Source organism: Bradyrhizobium sp. LTSP857 (genome assembly GCF_000938285.1).
Taxonomy (GTDB): domain Bacteria; phylum Pseudomonadota; class Alphaproteobacteria; order Rhizobiales; family Xanthobacteraceae; genus Bradyrhizobium.
Genome location: NZ_JYMS01000035.1, coordinates 204,589 through 226,534, shown reverse-complemented (window position 1 = coordinate 226,534; position 21,946 = coordinate 204,589). Strand labels below are relative to the sequence as shown.

General features: G+C 62.1%; 30 protein-coding genes and 1 tRNA gene. 23 read left to right on the top strand and 8 right to left on the bottom strand.

All coding sequences use genetic code 11. The annotated features are described in order from the left end of the window. Positions 1–65 precede the first annotated feature (65 nt). Complete coding sequence (locus tag UP06_RS23365) at positions 66–476, bottom strand: VOC family protein (protein WP_045006001.1); 411 nt, start codon at positions 474–476, stop codon at positions 66–68. Positions 477–586: 110 nt separating this feature from the next. On the opposite strand from UP06_RS23365, the gene UP06_RS23360 reads away from it, so the two are divergent. The 6 genes from UP06_RS23360 to UP06_RS23340 all read left to right on the top strand — a co-directional run bounded on the left by UP06_RS23360 (position 587) and on the right by UP06_RS23340 (position 4,011). Next, complete coding sequence (locus UP06_RS23360; RefSeq protein ID WP_045006000.1) at positions 587–1,561, top strand: Bug family tripartite tricarboxylate transporter substrate binding protein; 975 nt, start codon at positions 587–589, stop codon at positions 1,559–1,561. Positions 1,562–1,711: 150 nt separating this feature from the next. After that, positions 1,712–1,990, top strand: a complete 279-nt coding sequence (locus UP06_RS23355; RefSeq protein ID WP_045005999.1) for a DUF3551 domain-containing protein — start codon at positions 1,712–1,714, stop codon at positions 1,988–1,990. A 154-nt stretch (positions 1,991–2,144) separates the two neighbouring features. Then, positions 2,145–2,408 (top strand): DUF3551 domain-containing protein, encoded by a 264-nt coding sequence (locus tag UP06_RS40125; RefSeq protein WP_082081556.1) that lies wholly within the window; start codon positions 2,145–2,147, stop codon positions 2,406–2,408. 52 nt (positions 2,409–2,460) lie between these two features. Further along, positions 2,461–2,913 (top strand): ArsR/SmtB family transcription factor, encoded by a 453-nt coding sequence (locus UP06_RS23350; RefSeq protein WP_045005998.1) that lies wholly within the window; start codon positions 2,461–2,463, stop codon positions 2,911–2,913. Beyond that, positions 2,913–3,257 (top strand): SRPBCC family protein, encoded by a 345-nt coding sequence (locus UP06_RS23345; protein WP_245305524.1) that lies wholly within the window; start codon positions 2,913–2,915, stop codon positions 3,255–3,257. Before UP06_RS23350 ends, UP06_RS23345 begins: the two co-directional genes overlap by 1 nt. A 16-nt stretch (positions 3,258–3,273) precedes the next feature. Continuing rightward, the gene (locus tag UP06_RS23340) at positions 3,274–4,011 is read left to right on the top strand and encodes a DUF899 domain-containing protein (protein ID WP_045006036.1); all 738 of its coding nucleotides are present in this window, start codon (positions 3,274–3,276) and stop codon (positions 4,009–4,011) included. Positions 4,012–4,177: 166 nt separating this feature from the next. Here the strand turns inward: UP06_RS23340 and UP06_RS23335 are convergent, their stop codons facing one another. Beyond that, a complete protein-coding gene (locus UP06_RS23335; RefSeq protein WP_045005997.1) occupies positions 4,178–5,419 on the bottom strand; it encodes a S1C family serine protease in 1,242 nt (413 codons plus the stop codon). A 201-nt stretch (positions 5,420–5,620) separates the two neighbouring features. Here UP06_RS23335 and UP06_RS23330 point away from each other — a divergent pair, with 201 nt between their 5' ends. The 5 genes from UP06_RS23330 (at position 5,621) to UP06_RS23310 (ending at position 8,615) form a co-directional block, all read left to right on the top strand. After that, positions 5,621–6,238 carry a hypothetical protein gene (locus UP06_RS23330; protein WP_045005996.1) on the top strand — a complete coding sequence of 206 codons (618 nt, stop codon included), beginning with the start codon at positions 5,621–5,623 and terminating at the stop codon, positions 6,236–6,238. Beyond that, a complete protein-coding gene (locus tag UP06_RS23325; protein WP_045006035.1) occupies positions 6,225–6,599 on the top strand; it encodes a transcriptional regulator in 375 nt (124 codons plus the stop codon). Before UP06_RS23330 ends, UP06_RS23325 begins: the two co-directional genes overlap by 14 nt. Positions 6,600–6,630: 31 nt before the next feature. After that, complete coding sequence (locus UP06_RS23320; RefSeq protein WP_045005995.1) at positions 6,631–7,371, top strand: di-trans,poly-cis-decaprenylcistransferase; 741 nt, start codon at positions 6,631–6,633, stop codon at positions 7,369–7,371. 121 nt (positions 7,372–7,492) lie between these two features. Continuing rightward, positions 7,493–8,029 (top strand): GNAT family N-acetyltransferase, encoded by a 537-nt coding sequence (locus UP06_RS23315; protein WP_045005994.1) that lies wholly within the window; start codon positions 7,493–7,495, stop codon positions 8,027–8,029. Between the two features lie 97 nt (positions 8,030–8,126). After that, on the top strand, positions 8,127–8,615 hold the full coding sequence (locus tag UP06_RS23310; protein WP_045006034.1) for a Crp/Fnr family transcriptional regulator: 489 nt from the start codon (positions 8,127–8,129) through the stop codon (positions 8,613–8,615). Here the strand turns inward: UP06_RS23310 and UP06_RS23305 are convergent. Beyond that, entirely contained in the window at positions 8,554–9,381 is an 828-nt protein-coding gene (locus UP06_RS23305) for a metallophosphoesterase family protein (RefSeq protein ID WP_045005993.1), read from the bottom strand. The two genes, UP06_RS23310 and UP06_RS23305, sit on opposite strands and share 62 nt — an antisense overlap. A 167-nt stretch (positions 9,382–9,548) precedes the next feature. Between UP06_RS23305 and UP06_RS23300 the strand changes: the two genes are divergently transcribed. The 3 genes from UP06_RS23300 to UP06_RS42580 all read left to right on the top strand — a co-directional run bounded on the left by UP06_RS23300 (position 9,549) and on the right by UP06_RS42580 (position 11,521). After that, the gene (locus tag UP06_RS23300; protein WP_045006033.1) at positions 9,549–10,235 is read left to right on the top strand and encodes a DNA-3-methyladenine glycosylase I; all 687 of its coding nucleotides are present in this window, start codon (positions 9,549–9,551) and stop codon (positions 10,233–10,235) included. Between the two features lie 42 nt (positions 10,236–10,277). Next, positions 10,278–11,006, top strand: a complete 729-nt coding sequence (locus tag UP06_RS23295) for an SDR family oxidoreductase (RefSeq protein ID WP_045005992.1) — start codon at positions 10,278–10,280, stop codon at positions 11,004–11,006. Between the two features lie 221 nt (positions 11,007–11,227). Then, positions 11,228–11,521 (top strand): hypothetical protein, encoded by a 294-nt coding sequence (locus UP06_RS42580; protein WP_045006032.1) that lies wholly within the window; start codon positions 11,228–11,230, stop codon positions 11,519–11,521. A 67-nt stretch (positions 11,522–11,588) separates the two neighbouring features. Here the strand turns inward: UP06_RS42580 and UP06_RS23285 are convergent, their stop codons facing one another. Next, positions 11,589–12,488, bottom strand: coding sequence for a LysR family transcriptional regulator (locus UP06_RS23285; protein ID WP_045005991.1), 900 nt, complete (start codon positions 12,486–12,488; stop codon positions 11,589–11,591). Positions 12,489–12,784: 296 nt separating this feature from the next. On the opposite strand from UP06_RS23285, the gene UP06_RS23280 reads away from it, so the two are divergent. Together UP06_RS23280 and UP06_RS23275 are read left to right on the top strand one after the other, a co-directional pair. Continuing rightward, positions 12,785–13,351, top strand: coding sequence for a hypothetical protein (locus UP06_RS23280; RefSeq protein WP_045005990.1), 567 nt, complete (start codon positions 12,785–12,787; stop codon positions 13,349–13,351). A 27-nt stretch (positions 13,352–13,378) separates the two neighbouring features. Beyond that, positions 13,379–13,780, top strand: a complete 402-nt coding sequence (locus tag UP06_RS23275; protein WP_045005989.1) for a nuclear transport factor 2 family protein — start codon at positions 13,379–13,381, stop codon at positions 13,778–13,780. A gap of 70 nt (positions 13,781–13,850) precedes the next feature. Here UP06_RS23275 and UP06_RS23270 read toward each other — a convergent pair whose 3' ends face one another. Continuing rightward, positions 13,851–14,201 (bottom strand): winged helix-turn-helix transcriptional regulator, encoded by a 351-nt coding sequence (locus UP06_RS23270; protein WP_045006031.1) that lies wholly within the window; start codon positions 14,199–14,201, stop codon positions 13,851–13,853. 283 nt (positions 14,202–14,484) lie between these two features. Between UP06_RS23270 and UP06_RS23265 the strand changes: the two genes are divergently transcribed. Beyond that, positions 14,485–15,135, top strand: coding sequence for an NAD(P)-dependent oxidoreductase (locus UP06_RS23265; RefSeq protein WP_045005988.1), 651 nt, complete (start codon positions 14,485–14,487; stop codon positions 15,133–15,135). A 601-nt stretch (positions 15,136–15,736) separates the two neighbouring features. Here the strand turns inward: UP06_RS23265 and UP06_RS23255 are convergent. After that, positions 15,737–16,597 (bottom strand): hypothetical protein, encoded by an 861-nt coding sequence (locus tag UP06_RS23255; protein WP_245305520.1) that lies wholly within the window; start codon positions 16,595–16,597, stop codon positions 15,737–15,739. A gap of 157 nt (positions 16,598–16,754) precedes the next feature. On the opposite strand from UP06_RS23255, the gene UP06_RS23250 reads away from it, so the two are divergent. From UP06_RS23250 to UP06_RS23235, 4 genes are all read left to right on the top strand, one after another. Further along, positions 16,755–16,982, top strand: a complete 228-nt coding sequence (locus UP06_RS23250) for a DUF3551 domain-containing protein (RefSeq protein ID WP_045005985.1) — start codon at positions 16,755–16,757, stop codon at positions 16,980–16,982. A gap of 148 nt (positions 16,983–17,130) precedes the next feature. Further along, positions 17,131–17,403 carry a glycine zipper domain-containing protein gene (locus tag UP06_RS42710; RefSeq protein WP_082081555.1) on the top strand — a complete coding sequence of 91 codons (273 nt, stop codon included), beginning with the start codon at positions 17,131–17,133 and terminating at the stop codon, positions 17,401–17,403. Positions 17,404–17,457: 54 nt separating this feature from the next. Next, positions 17,458–17,841, top strand: coding sequence for a PLD nuclease N-terminal domain-containing protein (locus UP06_RS23245; protein ID WP_045005984.1), 384 nt, complete (start codon positions 17,458–17,460; stop codon positions 17,839–17,841). Positions 17,842–18,280: 439 nt separating this feature from the next. Further along, a complete protein-coding gene (locus UP06_RS23235) occupies positions 18,281–18,622 on the top strand; it encodes a hypothetical protein (protein ID WP_045006030.1) in 342 nt (113 codons plus the stop codon). 19 nt (positions 18,623–18,641) lie between these two features. On the opposite strand, the gene UP06_RS23230 is transcribed toward UP06_RS23235, so the two are convergent. Further along, positions 18,642–18,914, bottom strand: a complete 273-nt coding sequence (locus tag UP06_RS23230; RefSeq protein ID WP_045006029.1) for a hypothetical protein — start codon at positions 18,912–18,914, stop codon at positions 18,642–18,644. Between the two features lie 1,034 nt (positions 18,915–19,948). On the opposite strand from UP06_RS23230, the gene UP06_RS41860 reads away from it, so the two are divergent. After that, entirely contained in the window at positions 19,949–20,239 is a 291-nt protein-coding gene (locus UP06_RS41860; RefSeq protein WP_210166319.1) for a hypothetical protein, read from the top strand. 12 nt (positions 20,240–20,251) lie between these two features. Next, positions 20,252–21,877: a recombinase family protein gene (locus UP06_RS39445; protein ID WP_082081553.1), complete on the top strand. Its 1,626-nt coding sequence runs from the start codon at positions 20,252–20,254 to the stop codon at positions 21,875–21,877. On the opposite strand, the gene UP06_RS23215 is transcribed toward UP06_RS39445, so the two are convergent. After that, a tRNA-Arg gene (locus UP06_RS23215) sits at positions 21,848–21,924 on the bottom strand. The genes UP06_RS39445 and UP06_RS23215 overlap by 30 nt on opposite strands. Positions 21,925–21,946: the final 22 nt, after the last annotated feature.

Sequence of the window (21,946 nt, the reverse complement as noted above, 5' to 3'; positions counted from 1 at the left end):
TGCTTTCGTTATCGGGAGTCTTTCTGCCATCGGATGGCGCGGGGAGCAAATGCGCCAGCCGCGCCTCAGGCCTCGTACGACGAAATCTCGATCAGGCTGCCATCCGGATCCCGGCAATAGACCGAGCGCAGCGTGCCGCGGGCGCCTTGCTTGGGAACCGGGCCTTCCGCGATCGCGACGCCATGTGCCTTCAAATGCGCCACCACCTCGTCCGGCGATGAGGAGGTGAGGAAGCACAGATCCTCGCTGCCGGCGGTTTGGTGGTCGGCGGTGAACCATTCCACCTTGTCGGCATCGCGCGGCCGGACGTTGATTTTCTGTTGACCAAACTGAAGCGATGTCCGCGGCGCTTTGCCGCCGCCGGGCTCGAACACCTTGACTTCCATGCCGAGGATTTTGCGATACCACTCGGTGGTCACTGCGACGTCAGCGACGTTGATCACGAGATGATCGAGGGCTTCTACCTTGACCGGCATGCCTTATCCTTTCGTCGCCATGTTCGTTGCGCACTTTCCGCGTGCGGCGCGCTTTGTTACAACGCCGCGGACGCCACTTTCAAGAACAACACTTCGGGAGAACCCTTGAGATGATCACTCGCCGTACCGCGCTGGGCCTGCTCGCCGCCACTCCGCTTGCAGCCAGCCCGCTGTCGAAGGCCTTTGCCGCGGACTATCCGACCCGGCCGGTGAAGTTCGTGGTCGGCTATCCGCCGGGCGGCGCCACCGACATCCTGGCGCGGCTGATCGGCCAGCGGCTGTCGGAACGGCTCGGCCAGCAATTCGTGATCGAGAACAAGCCGGGCGCCGGCAACAATATCGGCACTGAATCCGTCATCAACGCCGAGCCCGACGGCTATACCGTGCTGCTGGTCAATCCGGCCAACTACATCAACGCCACGCTTTACACGAACCTCAAGTTCAACTTCGTGCGCGACATCGCACCCATCGCCTCGTTCCAGCGCACACCGAACGTGATGACCGTCAACAAGGATGTGCCGGCGAAAACCGTCGCCGAGTTCATCGAGTACGTGAAGGCCAATCCCGGCAAGGTGAACATGGCTTCGTCCGGCAACGGCACCTCGGTGCATCTGTCCGGCGAGATGTTCATGTCGATGACGGGCTGCAAGATGCAGCACGTGCCCTATCGCGGCGCGGCACCCGCGATCACCGACATGCTCGGCGGCCAGGTCCAGGTGATCTTCGACAATATGCCCTCGATCATCCAGCACATCCGCGCCGGCTCGCTTCGCGCGCTCGGCGTCACCACCGCACAGCGCTCGCCGCAATTGCCCGACGTGCCTGCGATCGGCGAGACCGTGAAGGACTACGAGGCGAGCGCACTGTTCGGCATGGGTGCGCCGAAGAACATGCCAAAGGATATGATCGCCAAGCTCAACAGCGAGATCAACGCGCTGATGAAGGAGCCCGAGATGACCAAGCGCCTGGTCGAGCTCGGCGGCGACCCGCTGGTGCAGACGCCGGAGGCGTTCGGCACGGAGATCGAGGCCGAGACCGCAAAATGGAAGAAGGTCGTCGAGTTCGCCGGCCTCAAGGTCGAGTAGCGATCTTGTGATGTCCGGGAATGGAGCCCTGCCGTTCGGCGGGGCTTTTTCTTGCGTGCTTTGTTCTGTTGATCTGGAATAAAGCGGCTTGGCGAAACCTGATGATAGATGGCGCGTATCTCGCGCCATGAAGAGAGAGGAGTTGGGATCATGCGCAAGATGCAATTGGCCTTGCTGACGCTGGGCGCGATAGTCCTTGCCGGTTCCGTCACCGTCACGCCCGCCGCGGCGCACGACTATCCCTGGTGCGCGCAGGGCGGGGGGTACGACTATCCCGGCGAATGCGCCTACAGCACCTATGAGCAATGCCAGGCCAGCGTCTCCGGCCGGCTGCTGTTCTGCGGCCCCAATCCGCTGGTCGCTTATGGTCAGGTGCAGCAGCCGCAACCGCATCCGCGGCGGAAGATCCGGCATTCAGTGCCGTATTGATGCTGATCAAGCCAGTCGTCCTGGCAGTGCTTTAGTCTGTGGCCAGCGATAGCCGCCTCGATTTCTATGAGACGGCTCTGGAATAAACCGGCCTCCCGAAACCTGACTCAATGCGAGGCGCGGATCTCGCGCGGCAAGCTTTGGAGGTCGGGTCATGCGCAAATCGCAATTGGCACTGGGCGTCATCATCCTGGCGGGGGTCGCGGGCACCTGTCCGGCACGGGCGGACTATGATTATCCGTGGTGTATCACTGATTCCGAATATGGCTACCCCGGCGACTGCTCGTATCAAACCCGTCAGCAGTGCCTCCTGAGCGCATCGGGCCGCAAGGGATACTGCAGCGAAAATCCTCGCTTCATCCTTAGAAGTTCGCCGCAACAGCCAGCGCCACGCGGGCGGCGCGTTTCGCCGAACTAGTCGCGCCAGGGTTCCGCTTGACGCTTTCAACGTTGCGCCTATACTAAACCTTATGGTTAAGTATCAGGATGAGGCGCTGGACCAGACCTTCGCGGCACTGTCCGACCCGACCCGCCGCGCGTTGCTCGCGCGGCTCGGCGAGCGGGACTGTCTGTCGGTGAGCGAGCTGGCCGCGCCGTTTCCGATCTCGCTGCCGGCGATCATGAAGCATCTCGACGTGCTCACGGATGCCGGCCTGATCGTGCGCGAGAAGAGTGGCCGCACGGTCGCCTGCCGGCTCACCGCGCAGCCGATGCAGCAAGCGATGAACTGGCTCAATCGCTACGCGCAGTTCTGGTCCGACAATCTCGATCGCCTTGCCGCCTTTGTGGAGAAAGACCCATGGCCAACGCAGCCGTCGACGCCGAGCCCCGCGCAACCGAACTCCCAAGCCTCACGCTCACGCGCCGGCTCCGCGCGCGGCCGGAAAAAGTCTACGCCGCCTGGACGCAAGCCGAGCAGCTAGTGCAGTGGTTCGGGCCGCCGAACATGAAGCCGGCGACGCTGAACGCCGATCTCGATGTCCGCACCGGCGGCCACTACCGCATCAGCTTTACCCGTGACGACGGCGAATATTTTGAAGCCGGCGGCACCTATCGCGAGGTCGTGCCGAACGAGCGGTTGGTCTTCACCTGGGCCTGGCACTCGACGCCGGAACGCGAATCGCTGGTGACGATCTCGCTGAAGCCGGACAGTGCCGGCACCTTGATGATCTTCCATCACGCCCAGTTCTTTGATGAGACAGCCCGCGACAACCATCAGCGCGGCTGGAGCTCGTTCTTCGACAAGCTCGACGCCTTCGTCGCCTGACCCCATGGAGGACACCATGCAGCAACATCAGATCGTCTCGCGCGAGCAATGGATCGCGGCGCGCAAAACCCATCTGGCGCATGAGAAGGAGCTGTCCCAGGCCCGCGAACGCCTGGCCGAAGAGCGTCGCGGATTGCCCTGGGTCAAGGTCGACAAGAATTATGTTTTCGAGGGGCCGAACGGCAAGGTCACGCTCGGCGATCTCTTCGAGGGCCGGCCGCAGCTCGTGGTCCAGCACGTGATGTTCGCGCCTGACTGGGAGGCGGCCTGCAAGAGCTGCTCGTTCTGGGCCGACGGGTTCGAGCGCATGGTGCCGCATCTGGCCGCGCGCGATACCACCATGGTCGCGATCTCGCTGGCGCCGGCCGCAAAGCTCGAGGCCTTCAAGATCCGGATGGGCTGGAGCTTCGACTGGGTCTCCTCGGGCGGCAACGACTTCAACTACGATTACGAAGTCTCGTTCACGCGCGAGCAGATCGACAAGGGCGTCCAAAAATACAATTTCGGCACCACGCCGTTCTATGGCTCCGAGCTGCCCGGCATCAGCGTGTTCTTCCGCAACGAGGCCGGCGAGATCTTTCACACCTATTCCTGCTTCGCCCGCGGCCTCGACATGATGAACGCGGCCTATCAGTATCTCGATCTCACCCCGCTCGGTCGTCACGAGGACGGCTTGCCCTATCCGATGGACTGGGTGCGGCTGCGCGACCAATACGAGCCGCAAGCGGCGAAGGGGGCGTGCTGCCACGGGTGAGGGGGCGCTGGATCCACACGAACGGTGTCATCGCCCGACTTGATCGGGCGATCCAGTATTCCGAGACGGGAGTGCTTGAATCGAGAGGCTGCGACGTACTGGATTCCCCGCCTTCGCGGGGAATGACAGCGGTGGTTAAGGCGACAGCGTACCTTTGATCCGATAGCTACTTCTTGGCGTCGGCCTGCTCCGTGCCGTTGCACGAGATCAGCATCGTATAGGCGCGCGCGTTGCCCGCAATGTCGGTTGTCTTCAGCTCGCTCTTCGGCTCGGTGGTCTGGTAGGGCACCACGGAATTGTCGAGGAAGTCGCGCAGCGCGCCGGTCTTGATGGCAAAGTTGATGTTCTCGGGGATGTTGCCGGTTGCTGCGGCGATCCGCAATCCATCGAGCTTTCCGGTGACCACCCCCACGATCTGTCCGGTGGTGTCGAACAGCGGGCCCCCGCTGTTGCCGGGCTGCACGGGCGCACTGATTTGCAGGAAGCGCGAATCGTTACGCATGCCGCTGAGCGAGCTCACGATACCGGTCGTCACGGTGAAGTCCGAGGTCAGCATCCCGTGGTAGGGAAAGCCGATCGCCACCACGGAATCACCGGAGCGGATTGAGCGGTCACGGATCCGGGCAAACTCCCTGAATGTCGCCGTCGACGGTGCCTGCAACAGAGCGAGATCGTTGTTTGCGTCGCTCGATACGACGCGCAACACCATCGCAGCCTCGCCGGTGAGATTGCCCTTGAGGTCGCTGCATCCGTCGATCACATGGTTGTTAGTGACGACGTGTCCGTTGGCGCTCACCACGAAGCCGGTGCCGCTCTTGGCTCTGACAGGCTTGGTGGCGGGGGGTGTGCCTTGCTTGTCCGCTGTGGCTGCCGGCTTCGCCGCCCCCTTGGTGAAATCGCCGGCCTTGCTGAGCCCGTCGGCTTTCACCTTGGTGACGCAATTGGCCAGTGCCGCGATGACGGGTCCGGTCGAGGTCAGATCGAAATTCAGGACGGTGCGGCCCGCCGTTGCGACCATCAGGCTTGCCTTCTGGAACGTTCGCACGACGTTGGCAGGCATGACGGAGGTCAGCATGTTCGACTGATTGGCAGTGGCAAACAGCCTGGCCTGCTCCTGCCCGTCGAAAATAACGTCGATCGCGGCGTTCTCGCCCTTGTTGAATCGGTAGCTGGGGCTTGCGAAGCTCAGTAGCCACGAGCCGGCAGCATTCTGGGCGACGACGAGAATGACGCCGTTGGCGTAGGGCGCCGTTGCGGCGCAATGGGAGAAGGCGCCTGTCTCGTCATTGCTGAAGGCGCCGCCGATCCAGTTACCGACATTGACGGTGCCGAACGGCCCCGCCGCATGCGCTGCTCCGACAAGACTCAGCTGTAAAAGAGACGCAACGACAAAAGACTTAAGCCACATAATTTCCCCCCGGAACGGCCATCGGGCGCATCTTATCTGCGCGGGCGGGTGTCGCGCAACCGGCAGTTGTCCAGCGGGATGCCGCCTGTCGCCTGCGACATTCCGGCTTGCCTTTACTTTGTAATGCGGTATACTTTGCAATACAAAGTAACGGGCGATGGTCCCGGAAACATGGGGTGGAGCGGGGCTTTGGCGTTGCCGATGCGCGATCTCGACAAGGCGCTGGCCGACATCGTGGCGATCCGCAGCCAGATTGCGGCCGGCACGGCGTTCCGCGGCTATGGCCCGGCGACGATGGCTGCGACCGGCGTGGTCGCGCTTGTCACGGCGATCCTGCAATTCTGGCTGCTCGGCGATCCCACGAGCGAGCCGCTCGGGTTCTTTTTGGGCTGGTTCATTGCGGCAACGCTGTCCGGCCTGATGATCTGGATCGAGATGCGCGCGCGCTCGCGCCGTCATCATTCCGGACTTGCGGACGCCATGATTCACCAGGCGGTCGAGCAGTTCTTGCCCGCGGGCGTCGCCGGCGTGCTGCTCGCGGTGGTGATGTGGAAGTTCGCCACCGAGATGCTGTGGCTCCTGCCGGGGCTGTGGCAGATCCTGGTGTCGCTCGGCATTTTTGCGTCCGTCCGCTCGCTGCCGCGTACCGTCGCGTTCGCGGGGGCCTGGTACTTCATCTCGGGTTTTGCAGTGGTGGTGCTGGCGAGCGGAACCCACACGCTGTCGCCATGGACCATGGGACTGCCCTTTGTGATCGGCCAGTCGGTCATGGCGGCCATTCTGTATTTTGCGTCCGGAGACAATGATGTCGAAGATTGACAGCGCGCCTTTCTCCTATGAAGGGCTCGACCGCGTGATCCACGAGAAGGCGAGGCTCGGGCTCCTGACCTCGCTGATGGCGTATCCCAAGGGACTGGCGTTCGCCGATCTCAAGCAGCTCTGCGGCCTCACCGACGGTAATCTCAGCCGGCATCTTGCCGTGCTTCAGGAGGCCGGCCTCGTCGAGGTGACCAAGGGCTACGAGGGCAACCGCCCGCACACCACCTGCCGCCTGACCAAGAGCGGCCGCCGCCGCTTCCTCGACTATCTCGCCGTGCTCGAGCGGTTAGTGCGCGACGCTGCCAAGGCCGCCGGCCGCGAAGCGCCGGCGCTTGGACGCCTCGGCATTCTTTCGACCTGATAGCCCCCTTTTTTTGACCGGAGACTTTGCGATGCAAAGTGAGACCACGTCCCCGAACGAGAAGCTTCATGTCGGCATCATCATGGACGGCAATGGCCGATGGGCAACGCGGCGCGGGCTCTCGCGCATGCGCGGCCACGAGGCCGGCGTCGAGGCGATCCGCCGCATTGTCGAGGTCGCACCCAAGCAGGGCATCGGCACGCTGACGCTCTACGCGTTCTCGACCGACAATTGGCGCCGGCCCAAGGCCGAAGTCGCCGCGCTGATGACGCTGTTGCGTTTCTATCTCGCCAATGAAGTGCAGAGCCTGGTCAAGAACGGCGTACGCCTCAACGTGATCGGCCGCCGCGATCGCCTGCCCGACGGCATCGCCAACGCCATCGCGCGAGCCGAAGAGGCCACCGCGCACGGCCCCACACTGCATTTGCGCATCGCTGTCGACTATTCCGCACGCGACGCCATTCTCAACGCCGCGGCCAAGGCCGCCGCGCTGACCAGCCTCACGCGTGAAGCCTTCTCGCAACTCGTCACCGGCGAGCCCGGCTTGCGCGATGTCGATCTCATCATTCGCACCAGCGGCGAGAAGCGGCTGTCGGACTTCCTGCTCTGGGAGGGCGCCTATGCTGAGCTGCACTTCACCGAGCGGATGTGGCCGGAATTCGATGCGGGCGATCTCGCTGCGGCCCTGGGCTCGTTCCATGGTCGCGAACGTCGCTTCGGCGGCCTCCAGGCGATCATGCCGGAGGAGGTGCCGTCACTCTCGCGTGTGTGACGCGCGGCACGCTGCAGCGAGCTGTTCGTTTTCAGCCGCATGATTGGCAGCAATGTCCAAGCGGTCAGTGTGCGGTCTCGGTTAGGTGTGCGGTCCACGCAACCTGCCGAGAGCGCCGTACATGTCACAGATATTCTCGGGTGCCGTCGTCGTGCCAGCCGAGCTGGCCAAGGCGAAAGGCGCGATCTACATCAGGGCTGCCGGCGCATCCGATGTGGAGAATCTCTCGATCTACTTCACTGGCCTTTCCACGACATCGCGGAACAAGCGCTTCATGGGAGCGCGCGCCGATGTTGCAGTGGTGGCGGCCGAATGCCTCTCAAGGACGGACCATCCTGACCATTTCACGCTGCTCGCCGAACTCCGGCGTGACGGGCGGAGCACGATCGTCGGCGAAACGCGATACGCCTATGATGCGACGGCCCGGCACGGCGAATTTGCCATCTCGGTCGCGGATGCCTTCCAGCGCATGGGCCTTGGCTTCCACATGATGACAGCGATGGAAAGGCGCGCGATCGATCTCGGCCACGCCATCATCGCCGGCGAGGCCGCACGAACGAATGCCGAGATGCGTGGCCTTGCGAAGAAGGCCGGGTTCAGGGATACCGGCCTTGGGGACTGGCAGTCGGTTCACCTCGCAAAACGCCTATCGCGCTGACCAGGCTTGCCGAACGGGCGTATGGCGCGCTCGAAAACCGCTGCACGTTTCTGCGGATCGTGCTCTACTGCCCACTCGTGGCGGGAGTTTTCGCATGATGCGCGCAGTCCTGGATCATTGCACCGGCGGAACAGAGCGGCAGGTTGTGGCCGGCACGCTCGTTGTCAGCGAGGGCGGCACCAGCAGCGGCCACCTCTACGTGCTCGTGGAGGGGAAGCTCGAAGTGCTCAAGGGCGACATGGTGGTCGCGACCATCGCCGAGCCCGGCGCCGTGTTCGGCGAGATGTCCGTGCTGCTCGGGCTGCCGCATACCGCAACGGTGCGGGCCTGCGCGGATTCGATCATCTACGAGTTCGAGGACGCGGCGTCGTTCCTCATACAGCGGCCGGAGGTGGCGCTGCTGCTCGCGCGCACGCTCGCGCAGCGGCTCAACGTCGCCAACACCTATCTCGCCGATCTCAAGCGGCAATATGCCGGCCACGGCACGCACCTCGCGATGGTCAGCGAAGTGCTCCAGAGCATGATCAACCTGCCGCCGCTCGAGGTCTCGCCAGGCTCGGATCGGCAATCCGACCCAAGGATGTGAGCCAGTCCGGCGGATCCTCGACGTAAGCGGCTGGCCGCTTCAGCGGTGCACTGAGATCGATCCATTGCGCTTCTCCGGCGGCCAGCCAGAACGCCTTGTTCGCATCGAGATCCAGCACGATGTGCGTCGGCGGTCGTCCGGATTGCAGGCCGGCGTTGAACGCCCAGGTCTGGCCCAGCCGGTCGAACCACGAGCCGTCCTTGATGAAGGGCGACTGGTGCACATGGCCCGAGATCACCATCGACGGCTGATACTGCATGATCCACTGCACCAGCTCGACATCGCCGAAGAAGCGCTTGCCGCCCCAGCTCGTCGGTGAATTCGCCGGCGGCGCGTGATGCGCCCAGATCCATCGTGGCGGACGGTTCACGGAGGCATCGCGCAGCTGGTCGGCAAGGCGCTGCTTGACCAGCGGTCCATCCCACCATGGGCACACCGTGAACAGCGTGTCGCCGATGGTGAGGTTGTCGCCATCGCAGGCGATGCCGAGCTCACGCACCTCCGAGATCCAGCGCGAGATCTTCTCGCCTTCCGCATTGCGCTCGTCGAGGTCGTGATTGCCGGAGCAGAGGATGACCTTGGTCTGCGCGGTCAGAAGCGCGAGGTATTTCTTCACCACCACGATCTGGGCGCGGAAATCCACCATCGAGCCGATGTCCAGCGCATCGCCGGCAAAGATCACCAGGTCGAATTGCGGTGCCGCGCTGACCAGCCAGTCGAACTGCGGCAGCGAATAGTGCAGGTCGGCCACGACCAGGCAGCGCATTGAATGTCCGTCGGTGGGAGATTGAAAATAAAAGGGAATTCGAAAAATTTATGAAGCAAGAAGCAGACCAGCACGGCTTCGTCGCCGGCGCAAGTGTCGGTGCGTCGCAGGGCTGGACCGGGTCGTCGAATTCTGATGTCGTGGCTCGGCCCCAACGCGGTGACCGCATGACCTCGTTCAAGACCATTCGTGCCCGCGCCGAGAAGCGCAAGGGCGGGCCCAAGGCGCTCGACAGACTGATGCCTGACAAGCCCGATCCGAAGCGGCTGGCCAGGCTTGGCGACGACCGCATCCTCGCCGAGATGACCAGGCGGGTGTTTTGCGCGGGCTTTGCCTGGAGCGTGATCGATACCAAATGGGACGGTTTTGAAGACGCGTTCCTGCGCTTTGCGCCGGCCAAGCTCACCTTCCAGCCCGAAGACTATTGGGAAGCTCTGCTGCGCGACACGCGCATCGTGCGCAACGGCGCCAAGATCATGTCGGTGCGCGACAACGCCGCCTTCGTGCAGGAGATCGCAAAAGAGCACGGCAGTTTTGGCAAGTTTCTGGCGGCGTGGCCGTCGTCCGACGAGATCGGCCTGCTCAATCTCCTGGTCAAGCGTGGCAGCCGGTTGGGCGGCAACACCGGCCAGATGCTGCTGCGCTTCGTCGGCTGGGACGGTTTTGTCACGTCCAGGGACGTCGTCGCCTGTTTGCGCGATGCCGGCCTCGATATCGCCGAAGAAGTGAAGTCCAAGGGCGATCTCGCCAAGGTGCAGGCGCAGTTCAACGCCTGGGCGAAAGAGACCGGCCTGCCCTACACACATCTGTCGCGCATCTGCGCGCTGTCGGTCGGCGAGGTCAGAGGCGAGTAGGGTGTGCGGCGCCGTTTGGTGTCATGCGATCGGGAGGAACCTATGGCAGGCGTGCTGGAAGGCAAAATTGCCGTCGTGACGGGGGCCGCGTCGGGCATCGGATTGGCCAGCACCGAAGCGATGCTGGCCGCAGGCGCGCGCGTGGTGACGGTCGACCGCGACGCGGCCGCACTGAAGGCGCTTCGCGACAAGCACGGCGATGCCGTGATCCCGCTCGTCATCGATCTGCTCGACCCCAAAGACTGCGCCACGCTGCTGCCGCAAGTTTTGGAGAAGGCCGGTCGGCTCGACATCCTGCACGCCAATGCGGGCGCCTATATCGGCGGCGATCTCGTCGATGCCGATCATGGTGCGATCGATCGGATGCTGCATTTGAACATCAACGTCGTGATGAAGAACGTGCGCGACGCGCTTGTTCACATGATCGAGCGCCGGAGCGGCGACATCATTGTCACGAGCTCGCTCGCGGCCCATTTCCCGACGCCGTGGGAGCCCGTCTATGCGTCGTCCAAATGGGCGATCGATTGTTTCGTGCAGACGGTGCGGCGCCAGGTGTTCAAGCACGGCATCCGCGTTGGGTCAGTGTCGCCCGGTCCTGTCGTCACGGCGCTGCTCGCGGACTGGCCCGCGGAGAAGCTGAAGGAGGCGAGGGAGTTGGGAAGCCTGCTGGAGGCCAGCGACGTGGCCGAGGTCGTGATGTTCATGCTGACGCGACCGCGCGGCATGACGATTCGCGACGTCGTCATGCTGCCCACGAATTTCGACCTCTAGACCTCCGGGGGCGTGACCGGCCGGCGTCGGAATGATGTGCATGATGTGGCGTCGGCGTGCTGAAGGCGCGGCAGACGAACCGCCTCATCACAAAATCCATCGTCCAGGAACATTTGCGCGCTGCACCAGTTCGGGAGCTTGAGCCAGCTGAACAAAGGCGCAGGGAACTCCTGCCTTTGCGTCAGCTAATCAAGCCGGACATGACAGAAACGGAGCAGGACATGAAGCTAACATCCGAGCAAGTGAAGCAGACCATCAATCAACTCGGCGCCCAGGTGCTCCCCGACGAGCATCCCGCCATGCCCCAGCTCAACAGCATGTTCGGCGAGCATACGTTTTTTGTCGACGAGAGCGGGCTCAAGGTGCTCGAGCCCACCCCATCGCCCGGCGCGGAACGTCAGACGGGCGAAGTCGTCAGCCTTGCCGAATGGAGCGATGCGGATCTGACGCGATTGACGGCACACGAGCCCGAGCCGACTGGCGTGATCGTGGTGTTCGAGCACGCCAGGCACTGACCGTGATCGGCGTTGTCAAGCCGACGCTGGCGCCGTGCCGCGAAGCAGGCACGGCGCAGCCAAGCGGCTAGGAAGCCCCGGCGAGCTTGCCGACCCGCGAAAGCAGCAGCTTCAGAATCGGCGAATTGTTGGCCTTGTGATAAGCGAGGACCAGATCGACCGTGGGGGCTTCTCCCAGCACCGGACGGGTGGTGATCTGCTCGGGCAGGTACCGTTTTGTGTAAGCCGGCAACATCATGATCCCGCGCGTCGATGTGATCATCGATATTGCGTGCACGACGTTGTGGACCTCATGCTCCGGCTTGAGATCGATGCCTGCGCGATTGAAATAGTCCAGGATGACGCTGCGCACCGCGGGTGCAGCCCTGGACGGAAGGTAGAAGGTCTCGTTTACGATCTCCTGCGGCGCGACGGTCGCATGCGATGCCAGGCGATGATCGCTCGGGAAGACAAAAATCAGCGGGTCGGTGCGAACGCGACGGCAGGCCAGATCGCCCATGTTGTCGCCCATGTTCTCTTCCCGCCGCATGAAAGCCGCATCGAGCTTGCGCCTTATCAGGGCTTTGGCGAGCACGGGAGAATATTCGCTCGACAGGCGGATTTCGAGACCCGGAAACGCGCCGCGCAGGAGCCGGTCCACCTCGGGCAGCAGGCCGATTTCGGCGCCCGACAGAAAGCCGAGCGCGAATGTCGGCTTCGGCGGCTGAGCTGCTCGCAGTGCCGCCTCCTTTGCGGCCTCGGCTTGAAGCAGCGCCATCCGCGCATGGTCCAGAAAAGCCCTGCCGGCCGACGTCAACTCGACGCCGTGGGCGCTGCGATGCATCAACTGAACGCCGACCTCTTGTTCGAGATCCCGGATCTGCCGGCTGAGAGATGGCTGGGACGTGTGGAGCTTCTGTTCGGCCGCCACGGTCAGACTACCGGCGTCGGCGACGGCGATGAAGTAGCGGAGATGCCGTAGCTCCATCCTAATTCCCCATGTCTTGAGGCCATGTCTTGAGGGCCATATCTCGCAGGCATGGGGCCAGCCTACAAAGTCTTTTTCAGGCCGACTAGCCGCTTTTATAGCAAGACGCGAAACATAACCGGGGTCTGCCTGGCAGGCAGGGCATGATCGTCGCCGCGATCCGTCCACGAGGCGGACGAGATGAAAGCACGCGCATGTGTCACAGCATTAAAACGTTGTTGCTGCTCGTTCTGGTGATGACAGGAATCGGCGGAGCCGCAGCGCAATCCCCACCCAACCAGATAAGAGCAGGCGGCATGGATACGGACGTCACCAAGATCAAAGAGGCGATGCTCGGAAGCTGGGAAAGCATCGCACCGGAGGTGCGGCCCAGCAAGAACCCCGACGGTTCGCTCAAGCCGTTCTACCTCAAGCGCACCTTCAGATATCTGCCGTCCGATCGGTTCGAACTCGAGGTCGTCAACTCGGCCGATCCCTACGGGGCCGTGCCGCTCGTGCGCATCAGGATCGGCGGCCACATGCTGTGGCAGGGCGCGCATCCGATCGCTCCCGGCGCGCAGAAGGTCGATTTCGTCGCCGACGAGACCTACGAGGTCACGCCGCTGGTGCCGGGATTTGTCGATGTGCTGAACAAGGTCGCGTCAGCCGGATACGCGCCCTGGGCCGTCAACGCGCCCCAGAGCATATTCGGCAAGACGTTCGTTCCCTTCGGTCTCAAGGAAGGGACGAATTTCATGGAGTACGACCTCGTTTATCTCAGAGGCGATCTGCTGTTCTGGGGCGCGCGCAATATCGACGGCCGTGGCTTCGATACCGAGCAGAACCGGCCGACCAATCTGCAAATCCCGCTGGTCCGGAAATAACCTCCGGGCCTGGCAAAGGGCACGATCATGATCAAGTCGGGCGAAGACGGTCGGGTGCAAATCGTCCTGAACGCGTTTGATACGCTCTTCAACAAGCGCGACTACGCTGCCGCCGAGCGCTTCTGGTCGCCCCGCTACATCCAGCACAGCGCGCATATTCCACCGGGCCGTGACGGTCTGTTCGATCTGGTAAGGAGCTTGCCCGCGACGCTGCGCTACGAAAACCACATTGTGGCAGCGACGGGTGATTTCGTCATTCTCCACGGGCGGTTCAGCGGTCACGGCCTGCCGGCGGCGTGGGTCGTCGCGGATATCGTGCGCATGGAAAACGAAGTTCTCGCCGAGCACTGGGACGTGATCCAGGACGAGGCCACGCAGGCACAATCACGCAGCGGTCTGCCGATGTTCGGCGACAAGTTCCCAGCTTGAGGAGCGGGCAGCGCGAGCGTCGCGCCCGCATCGAGCCTTGCGAATGCGATATTCTGCGGAACTACATTGCTCAATCCTTCGAGTCGTATAGCTGCTGAGCTTCTTCGATTTCATGCCTATTGTGCCGTGCCCATTCAGCTAGAACAGCGAGCGGCTTGGTCAATGTGAATCCCAGAGGTGTGAGAGCATATTCGACGCGCGGGGGCACCGTGGCGAACGCAGTCCGCCGCAATAGACCGTCGCGCTCCAGTCCTCTTAATGTCAGAGTGAGCATTCGGTGCGAAATGCCCGGTATGTCTCGCATGAGTTCGTTAAACCGATGCGTTCCCTCTGACAGGTTGCCCAGGACCATAACGGTCCACTTGTCTCCGACCCTGTCGATTATTTGTGCGAGAGAACGACACTCGACGCGCGGATCCATCCGGTCGAATTCTTCAGGCGTGGCCTCGGTCGGCACCGTCACTCCTCCAGTACGAACACGCCTGTTCGTAAAGAACATTTTCATGCGTTCTTGTGCGTATAACGCGTTCGCTTATCGTAAGGAACAAATTGTTCCTTCGGAGTGCTGCAGTGACGATCAGTTCGCTGGATACTGGGAGTGAAGTTCTCGCCCTTCCTGGGCTTACCTATGCCAGCGACAGCCCTGACGGGACCGCTGCGCGGCTAACCAGCTTCTTCCATGAGATCGAGAAGGGGGGCAGGGCATGAAGGTCGCGGTTTTGGGAGCGACCGGGAGCACCGGAGCCCTGGTCGTCGATAAACTACTGGCCAACGGCCACGACGTAGTTGCGGTGTCCCGATCGCCAGCTCTGCCACGTCAACCAGCGACACGATTTTCGCAGGAGAACGGCGATCTCACCGACACCGGCTTTGTGTCGAAGGCCGTTGCTGGTTGCGATGCGGTCGTGTCGTGCATTGGCCAGAAGCGGGCATCCAAAAGCCTTTTCGCGAAGCGAACGTCACCCCCTGACATTCTTCGCCGGAGCGCAGCCGCTACTCTCAATGCTATCGGCAGTGGCTCGCAACACTTTGTGTATCTCAGCGCTTTCGGAGTTGGGGAGGAGCGGGGCAGACATGCGATGCTGTTTCGTATCATCCTGCGGATGAGCAGCATCCACGACGCGTACCTGGATCATGCTGCAGCCGAGGCCGCTATTCGGGCATCGCGAGTAGGCTGGACCATCATCCGCCCGCCTGGCTTGACCGAGAAGGACGAAGAGATGCCCCTCATCGACAAGAGCGATCGGTGGTCCTCGTTTGAGGCCATATCGAAGCGCTCACTCGCCAGGTTTCTGGTCGAGTGCGTAGAAAAGCGTGGCCCCTTGAAGCGGGCGATTACGATCGGCGCTTTCTGACTGTCCGGCAAAATCGCAGCCACCCGACGATGCGGGTCGGAGAGATCACGTCGATCGCCTTTGAACGGGGCTCCCCAACAAGCTGTTCATTGCGGGCCGGCTGCTCGCGGTTTATCTGACCCGCAAATATCTGACGGCCAAGGTGCGAGAGCTCGCTACGATTTCCGTCCGCCTGCTTACGCGAGAAGGGCTTCGATCGACCTTCATGCGCATCATTGTCGGCCGAACTGGAGAGCGAAAATGGAAACCGTGGAATGTAGCGCGGCCACACTCGAAGCCGCTAGCAAGGCTTTGGACGGGGAGGGGCCTGTCAACATGGTCCGCTCCAGAGACCGGGTGGATTATCACGGCAAGTCGGAGTTTCGACCCCCACGGGCGGTTCAGCGGTCACGGCCTGCCGGCGGCGTGGGTCGTCGCGGATATCGTGCGCATGGAAAACGAAGTGCTCGCCGAGCACTGGGACGTGATCCAGGACGAGGCCACACAGGCACAATCACGCAGCGGTCTGCCGATGTTCGGCGACAAATTCCCAGCTTGAGGACAATTGTAGCAACAGAACAACCATTCTTCGGGGCTGAAGGATGGTTGCGCGTCTCTGATATCAGATCCGGTCGTTGAGAAGGACGCCGGACAGCGAAGGGTCGCTTGGATTCGTCGTACCGTTTGATCCCGTCCCGCTGTAGGTCGAGTCCGCGAGCGAGTTTTTCAGCGACTGAAGGAATTGTTCGAGCAGGTCCGTTGCCGAGGTGCCACTTGACGAGCTATCGGTGCTGCTGGTCGCGGAAGACGCGCTTGTCGTCGTCGTGTCGCTTGATCCCGTCGTGCTGGAGGAGGTCGAGCCCGTGAGCGAGTCTTTCAGCGACTGAAGGAATTGCTGAAGCAGGTCCACCACTGAATTGCCGCTGGATGAGCCATCCGCGCCGTTGGCCGGAGGAGGTCCGCCGGCCGGCGGCGGTCCGCCCGCGCCATCTGGTCCATGCGAGAACGCTGCTTTGAAAACGCCTTGCAGCTCGGTCGCCTGCTGGTCGGTCAGCTTGCCGGCCGAAACCTCCTGCTGGATCAGATCATCGATCTTCGACTTGATGCCGTCGGACGATGATGTGCTGCCGCTGGATTGATCGCTCGGGCTGCTTGATTGCAAAGCCGAGTCAATGTCGCTGAGCGCGGAGGACAGTGCCGACTGATCGGACGAACTGATCGTGCCGGAGCTGACTTCCGATTGCAGTTCGTCCTGCAGCCGCTGCAACGGCGATGCGCGGTGGTGGTGGGAGGAGAGGCCCGAAATCGAGGTCATGGTGGCTTTCCGTGCTTTGTGTCCTGAGTTCGCCCAGGCAGCTGGATCTGCCCGGTTGCGCGGTGGTAGCGACGCGAGCTGGCGCGGAGCCTTCGGAAGCGCGCAAGACCGGTTGCCGAGTATTGCCACGGAGCAATTAGAAACATTTAGAAACAAAAAGCCCGGCATCGAGGTGTTCGACCGCAGCTTGAGCTCGTTGCCATTCCGTGAGCACCCGTCTCTCCGGAGGTCCTCTCAACAGACAACCCGCGTCTGGTTGGGGCTTTTACTGACGGTCTCACCTCGGTGTCGCCCGTATACTCACCTCCATCAGAAGGAGGTTGAAATGCATCTCACTGTTCCGGTGCTGGCATCGCTCACCATGCTTTTGGTTCAGGTCTTCTCAGTACCAGCCCAGGCTGCCGCGGCAGATCGATACTGCCTGCGCGGTCGCCACGCTGGCTTTCCCGGCAATTGCCAATTCGCCACCCGTGCGCAATGCCTGGCCACCGCCTCCGGCACGAGCGCCTATTGCGGCATCAATCCGCGCTACGCCTCCTCGCGGCGGCGCTAATTGTTTCTGCGGTGAGATGGTGCCCCAGGCACGAATAATCCAAGGGGTTAATCCGATAAAACCCTCAGGTGCGAATGTGATTGTTCGGATTTTTCGATTGGGCGGCCAGTGATATCCAGGTCGTGGCAATCGAAGAAAGGAACACCAGATGCGAAAGCTTTCGCTATTGGTCATTCTGCTCTCGCTCGCAGGAATGCTCCCTTCCAGCGAATCCTTTGGCCAGAGTGCGCTTCGCGGTGCGGTTATCGGCGGTGCCGTCGGCGGTCGTCGGGGCGCTGCGATAGGAGCTACGGCCGGAGCCATCGCCGGAGCCCACCGTCGGCATCACCATTGGCACAGATATTATTGGAGAAACGGCAGCTGCTGGCATCGCACGCAAAGCGGAAGGTCGCACCGCGTGTCGCATCGGTACTGCCGGTGAGCGGTCAGGCTTGATGGCGGCAAAGGTCGGGAACAACGCAACAAGGAGATCGCAATGTTCTTCGCACAAGAGGGATTCACCTATCGAAATTTCCTGATGGATATGATTGCCGTATTCGCATTTGTCGTCTGGTTCTGGCTGCTCATCGTCATCTACGGCGATCTGTTCAGGCGCCACGACATCTCCGGATGGGGTAAAGTACTGTGGGTGCTCGCGCTGGTTCTGACCTCCTATTTCGGCATTTTTGCGTATCTTATCACCCAAGGCAGAGGCATGGCCGAACGCAGTGCGGAGCAGGCGCAACGGACGCGCGAGGAGTTGCGTAACATCGTCGGATTCAGTGCCGCAGACGAACTTGCCAAGCTCGATCAGCTCAAGAAGTCTGGATCGATAACCGATACCGAATACGGGCGCCTTCGCACCAGACTCGTCTCTTAGCTCCGTCGGTGCGCCAGGCGCCACTGCCGTAGGATACGCAGGTTGTAGATAGACCCGGCGGTCCCCAATCAGGCAGGCAACGGACGTTCCAAATGAATGTTTGGCGTTCGTCCTTGCCCTGCCGAGGGCGCGTTCCGGTACATTTCACTAAATAGCGGATTTGACTGACGCGCCACGGCCGACGAAGATGGGCACTATTGTTTCGCCGTGGCGCTATGATGCAGCGGCCCGTGAAGCGAGCCGGCCAGATAACCTGCGACGGACTACGATCTTCCGCTACGCGCTCATGGCGGCAGCCTTCCCGATTTTCGCGGGTGGTCCGGTCATCCTTCGATGGCGGCGATTTTCGATTAATCCCGGGAACGGCGCGATGTGCCAGATCCGGACATATGAACTAAGCATGTGGTACGATTTGTTAGCCGAGTGAATGGCGGGGAAAATGGACATCGCCAAGAAGATCATCACAAAGCTCCCGCTGGAGGAGCTATGGAACGAAAAGGGCACTCTGAACGCACAACGCGTCTCGTCGCGCCTGAATGCGGCTGACGTAATGGAAATGCTAAAGGTAGGGGCGACCTTCGTCGTCGCTGATGTGGGGAGACCGCCTTACTGGGTAGATCCAGCCCATCGCTTCGAGTTCTGGAAAACTGAGGTGAAACCCCGACTTGCAGATTTCGGTCAGGCTTTCCTTGACCAATACCCAGGCGGGTATTGCTATTTCGCCTCAAAGTGGCATCTCGCTGATGAGCTTGCACTGATAGTCGTTGAACGACACCACTGATCGGCAAACGTGGCACCGATCATGGCCGTCCAGCGGACGGGTGGAACCGTGTCAGAAACTCAGCAATCTCGCTATCACTCGCCTGCCAACGTGGCCCACGTTCGCTTCTCAATAGGGAGAGGCCGAGGAGTTCTAACGGGCAATCGGCCATAAGCTGGAGCGTTCCTTTCTTCGCGATCCAGCGCTCCTCGCCGTCCTTATCGATACGATCAACGGAATATCCAAGTTCGATCAGTGCGAGATACGCTGGCACTTCCGTATTGCCTGCGGCCGCAATGCTTTCTTGCGCCATCTCATTCCCCGTGCCGTCCAGATAGTGTTTGAGTATCGCCTCGTGTATCGCGATCGACCTTGCCTGCAGTCCGCGATGACCGCAATTGCACAAGGGCGCACGTTAGCCCGCGATGCGCATCGGGTGCTTTGGGTTGCGGCGTATGAATTCGTCAACGTCCCGCAATCGTTCTGGCAATGGTTCAGCGTCGGGGTGGCTCCGATAACTCCAGAAGCGGAAACCTGCTGACCAGAGGGCCTGCACCTTCTGCCATTGTTCGGCGTCGGACCGCTTCGGAGCTTTGAACGACCGACCCATCTCGTGGAGACAAGAGCCGCACTGCGGACAAGTCGCGCCCGTGTCCGCCCGCACCTTCCACGATTTCCGACACTCGAAGCAGGCATGGGCTATGAGGTAATCGCCTCCACGCACCGCTTGAGGCGGACGCGGGTCGGCGCGGGTGCCTGTGGAGCGCCGCAAATCCATCCGTCGAGCTTTTTCCCAGCCGCCTACCATCCGAGGAGAATGACAGCGGACCCCTATGTCTGCAATGGGGCCATTCGCGTTGATATTGCCAAGTCCGACTTCTCGTCCGCTGTCGACAATACCGACCTTACCGACCGAGAGCTGGGCGCGGATCTCGACCGATTAGGACGGCAAGATAAAAGCGACGAGGTCGCTCCGTGCCGTTGGGGGTCGTAAGCCTTTGCCTGCACATTGTTTTGGATGGCACTGCAGCGGCACCGCATGAAGTGGCCTGGTGCCGCTCGAACCGAAAAAGCATTCAAAATCAACGTTCCGAGCGCCATCGTTCGCAGCGTAGCGTTTTGTTGCGCGTGCTCGGCGGGGTGTCCGGCCATGATCGCATGGGAGGCCGCTGCCGGACCAACGGTTCGCCGTCAAGGCTCGCGCTGCGCGCGACCGGCTCCGCCGGCTCGCGGCCTTGACGGCGCTCCGCTGGCCCGGCTCTTTTGCTTCCATGCGTTCATGGCCTGCTCTGCGCGATTGCGCTCAAGCTGCAGAGGAGGTGCGAGGTCGCAGCGCTGCAGCGTGACATGGCGTGGACTTCGGCCGTTCTGCCAATCGCCCAGGCTTGCCACAGTGGCGCCATGGCTCCCCCTCACAAATCACAGCTACGGCGTCCGCTGGACCGCGCCCCACTTGACGATCTCTACGACTATGCGCGTGCGCTCGCGCGCCCTGGTCGACGACGAGCTAAGCGCGCTTCGGTGACATGGGCGGTGACGGACGACTGGCCGAAGGACGTGCCGGTGACCGAAACGGAGATCGATGTCTTCGAAGCCTGGTTCGGTGATCTGTTCGACGAGTTGTTTGGAAAGGACTGAGGGGACATCACCATGGCTGCAACGGTTCGGGCGGCGCTCTACCTGCGGGTCTCCACGGGACGGCAAGCCGATAGCGATCTCTCCATTCCGGATCAGCGCCGTCAGGCGAAGGGCTATTGCGCATCGCGTGGGTGGGAGATTGTCTCCGACTATGTCGAGCCCGGCGCATCCGCGACCGACGATCGGCGGCCGGAATTCCAGCGTATGATCGACGCCGCGACGACAAAACCGCCGGCGTTCGAGGTGATCCTGGTCCACAGCTTCAGCCGCTTCTTCCGCGACCAGTTCCAGCTTGAGTTCTATGTCCGCCGGCTTGCCAAGAGCGGCGTGCGGCTGGTGTCGATCACCCAAGAGCTTGGCGACGATCCGATGAGCAACATGATCCGCCAGATCATGGCGCTGTTCGACGAATACCAGTCCAAGGAGAACGCCAAGCACACGCTGCGGGCCATGAAGGAGAATGCGCGGCAAGGCTTCTGGAATGGCGCGCTGCCGCCGATCGGATACCGCATCGTGGAAGCCGCCGAGCAGCGCGGTCACCGCATCAAAAAGACACTTGAGATCGATCCCATCCGGGCCGAGACCGTGCGGCTGATCTTTCGCCTGGCGCGCGCGGGCGCCGGCTTCTCCGGGCCAATGGGCGTCAAATCGATTGCCAAGCATCTGAACGAATCCGGCATCCGAACCCGCGACGGCGGACGGTGGGGCGTCGATGCCGTTCACAAGGTGCTGACGCGAACGACGTATGTCGGCCGCCACCGCTTTAACACCAAGTATTGGAAAACGCGCGAGCGCAAAGCGGAGGCCGAGGTGGTCGAAATGGCGGTCCCGCCGATCATCGAGGCCGCCGAGTTTGAGGCCGTGCAAGCACTGCTCAAAACGCGTAGCCCCGCAATGACAGCGCCCCGCGTCGTCAGCGGTCCGACCCTCCTTACCGGCATCTGTTTTTGCGCCGCTTGCGGCGGCGCGATGACGCTGAGGACCGGGAAGAGCGGGAGATACAGGTATTACACTTGCTGCACCAAGGCCCGGCAGGGTGAGATTGGCTGCAAGGGGCGGACCGTTCCCATGGAGAAACTCGACAGCCTCGTGGCCGAGCACATTGAGCAGCGTCTCTTGCAGCCCAAGCGTCTCGAGGAAATCCTGTCGGCCGTCCTTCATCGCCGAGAGGAGCGCGCCGAGCGCCGAACGACGCATATTGCCGAATTGCGCAAGCGCGCGACCGAAGCAGAAGCCAAGCTCAAGCGGCTGTACGACGCGATCGAAAACGGCATCGCTGATGTGTCCGATCCGCTGCTCAAGGAGCGCGTGACCGAGCTGAAATCGATTCGCGACCAGGCCCGCGCCGACGCAGAGCGGGCCGAGGGCGCGCTCGGGCCGAGCATCACACCCCAGGCGCTAAAAACCTTCGCCAGCCAGGTCCGCAGGCGCATGCGAACCGAATCGGGCGGCTACCGCCGTGACCATCTCCGCGCCATGGCCCAGCGCATCGAGGTGGACGCGAAAGAAGTTCGCATCATGGGATCGAAAAGCGTGCTCTTCCGCACTCTCGTCGCCGCGTCCGGCGCAAAAACGGCAGGTTTTGGAGTGCCCAGTTCTGTACCGAAGTGGCGCACCCGACACGATTCGAACGTGTGACCTTTGCCTTCGGAGGGCAACGCTCTATCCAGCTGAGCTACGGGTGCAACGAGGGTTCATTTAGCCGAT

Bases quoted from the DNA above. Each gene is read 5' to 3' on its own strand.
- UP06_RS23365 (WP_045006001.1), bottom strand. From the start codon at position 476: ATGCCGGTCAAGGTAGAAGCCCTCGATCATCTCGTGATCAACGTCGCT.
- UP06_RS23360 (WP_045006000.1), top strand. From the start codon at position 587: ATGATCACTCGCCGTACCGCGCTGGGCCTGCTCGCCGCCACTCCGCTT.
- UP06_RS23355 (WP_045005999.1), top strand. From the start codon at position 1,712: ATGCGCAAGATGCAATTGGCCTTGCTGACGCTGGGCGCGATAGTCCTT.
- UP06_RS40125 (WP_082081556.1), top strand. From the start codon at position 2,145: ATGCGCAAATCGCAATTGGCACTGGGCGTCATCATCCTGGCGGGGGTC.
- UP06_RS23350 (WP_045005998.1), top strand. From the start codon at position 2,461: ATGGTTAAGTATCAGGATGAGGCGCTGGACCAGACCTTCGCGGCACTG.
- UP06_RS23340 (WP_045006036.1), top strand. From the start codon at position 3,274: ATGCAGCAACATCAGATCGTCTCGCGCGAGCAATGGATCGCGGCGCGC.
- UP06_RS23335 (WP_045005997.1), bottom strand. From the start codon at position 5,419: ATGTGGCTTAAGTCTTTTGTCGTTGCGTCTCTTTTACAGCTGAGTCTT.
- UP06_RS23330 (WP_045005996.1), top strand. From the start codon at position 5,621: ATGCGCGATCTCGACAAGGCGCTGGCCGACATCGTGGCGATCCGCAGC.
- UP06_RS23325 (WP_045006035.1), top strand. From the start codon at position 6,225: ATGTCGAAGATTGACAGCGCGCCTTTCTCCTATGAAGGGCTCGACCGC.
- UP06_RS23320 (WP_045005995.1), top strand. From the start codon at position 6,631: ATGCAAAGTGAGACCACGTCCCCGAACGAGAAGCTTCATGTCGGCATC.
- UP06_RS23315 (WP_045005994.1), top strand. From the start codon at position 7,493: ATGTCACAGATATTCTCGGGTGCCGTCGTCGTGCCAGCCGAGCTGGCC.
- UP06_RS23310 (WP_045006034.1), top strand. From the start codon at position 8,127: ATGCGCGCAGTCCTGGATCATTGCACCGGCGGAACAGAGCGGCAGGTT.
- UP06_RS23305 (WP_045005993.1), bottom strand. From the start codon at position 9,381: ATGCGCTGCCTGGTCGTGGCCGACCTGCACTATTCGCTGCCGCAGTTC.
- UP06_RS23300 (WP_045006033.1), top strand. From the start codon at position 9,549: ATGACCTCGTTCAAGACCATTCGTGCCCGCGCCGAGAAGCGCAAGGGC.
- UP06_RS23295 (WP_045005992.1), top strand. From the start codon at position 10,278: ATGGCAGGCGTGCTGGAAGGCAAAATTGCCGTCGTGACGGGGGCCGCG.
- UP06_RS42580 (WP_045006032.1), top strand. From the start codon at position 11,228: ATGAAGCTAACATCCGAGCAAGTGAAGCAGACCATCAATCAACTCGGC.
- UP06_RS23285 (WP_045005991.1), bottom strand. From the start codon at position 12,488: ATGGAGCTACGGCATCTCCGCTACTTCATCGCCGTCGCCGACGCCGGT.
- UP06_RS23280 (WP_045005990.1), top strand. From the start codon at position 12,785: ATGGATACGGACGTCACCAAGATCAAAGAGGCGATGCTCGGAAGCTGG.
- UP06_RS23275 (WP_045005989.1), top strand. From the start codon at position 13,379: ATGATCAAGTCGGGCGAAGACGGTCGGGTGCAAATCGTCCTGAACGCG.
- UP06_RS23270 (WP_045006031.1), bottom strand. From the start codon at position 14,201: ATGGATCCGCGCGTCGAGTGTCGTTCTCTCGCACAAATAATCGACAGG.
- UP06_RS23265 (WP_045005988.1), top strand. From the start codon at position 14,485: ATGAAGGTCGCGGTTTTGGGAGCGACCGGGAGCACCGGAGCCCTGGTC.
- UP06_RS23255 (WP_245305520.1), bottom strand. From the start codon at position 16,597: ATGCCGGGCTTTTTGTTTCTAAATGTTTCTAATTGCTCCGTGGCAATA.
- UP06_RS23250 (WP_045005985.1), top strand. From the start codon at position 16,755: ATGCATCTCACTGTTCCGGTGCTGGCATCGCTCACCATGCTTTTGGTT.
- UP06_RS42710 (WP_082081555.1), top strand. From the start codon at position 17,131: ATGCGAAAGCTTTCGCTATTGGTCATTCTGCTCTCGCTCGCAGGAATG.
- UP06_RS23245 (WP_045005984.1), top strand. From the start codon at position 17,458: ATGTTCTTCGCACAAGAGGGATTCACCTATCGAAATTTCCTGATGGAT.
- UP06_RS23235 (WP_045006030.1), top strand. From the start codon at position 18,281: ATGGACATCGCCAAGAAGATCATCACAAAGCTCCCGCTGGAGGAGCTA.
- UP06_RS23230 (WP_045006029.1), bottom strand. From the start codon at position 18,914: ATGGCGCAAGAAAGCATTGCGGCCGCAGGCAATACGGAAGTGCCAGCG.
- UP06_RS41860 (WP_210166319.1), top strand. From the start codon at position 19,949: ATGGCGTGGACTTCGGCCGTTCTGCCAATCGCCCAGGCTTGCCACAGT.
- UP06_RS39445 (WP_082081553.1), top strand. From the start codon at position 20,252: ATGGCTGCAACGGTTCGGGCGGCGCTCTACCTGCGGGTCTCCACGGGA.